The following is a 656-nucleotide window of genomic DNA, read 5'->3' as shown; positions in this document are numbered from 1 at the left end:
GGGCGACAGGGGCCCGTTCACCGACACCGGTTTCCTGGCGATGAACGACCAGACGACCGGCAAGCCGATGGCCAATCCGAGCTTCGAGATGCCCGACAGCACCGTGGCCGGCATCATCGCCATCAAGTATCTCGATATCAGGGGCCGCGAGACCGGCCCGTTCGACATCCGCTTCGACCCCGAGACCGCCCTTCAGCAAGGCAACAAGCAGATCCTCGACCAGTTCTGGACCTCGTGGATCGCCTTCGATGCCAGCGGCAACCATGGGCTGGTCTACTTCACCCAGATGCTGTCCTACCGCTGCGCCATCAAGCAGGTGCATTACAGCCTGAACGGCGCGGCGCTCGACAAGGAGATCAAGATGCCGCCCTGCGACAAGAAGGACCCTTACGCCATCCCCTACGACTACCAGCCCTATTTCAAGGTCGCCGACAGCGTGAAATCGATGTCGGTGCAGGTCACCTACACCGACGACACCAAGTCGCCGGTGCGGGAATACAAGCGGCAGTAGAGGCGCCCACCCTCCCCCTTGTGGGGAGGGCTATCGCACGTGGAATTCTTGAGATGTCTGCCCGGCACGGACCCCCACCCCTAACCCCTCGCCACAAGGGGGAGGGAGACTTCCGTTGGCGCAGACCCAGGCTAGTCGCCTGTCT

1 pseudogene is annotated in these 656 nt (G+C 62.7%); it reads left to right on the top strand.

Annotation, left to right across the window (positions count from 1 at the left end):
• A pseudogene (locus EOC06_RS44540) lies at positions 1–511 on the top strand (methyl-accepting chemotaxis protein); the annotation flags it as partial.
• Between the last annotated feature and the right edge of the window lie 145 nt (positions 512–656).

Origin of the sequence: Mesorhizobium sp. M7A.F.Ca.MR.362.00.0.0 (assembly GCF_004023175.1) — a bacterium.
GTDB lineage: Bacteria > Pseudomonadota > Alphaproteobacteria > Rhizobiales > Rhizobiaceae > Mesorhizobium.
Note: the sequence above shows the minus strand (reverse complement) of the source record. Positions and strands in the feature narration are given on the sequence as shown.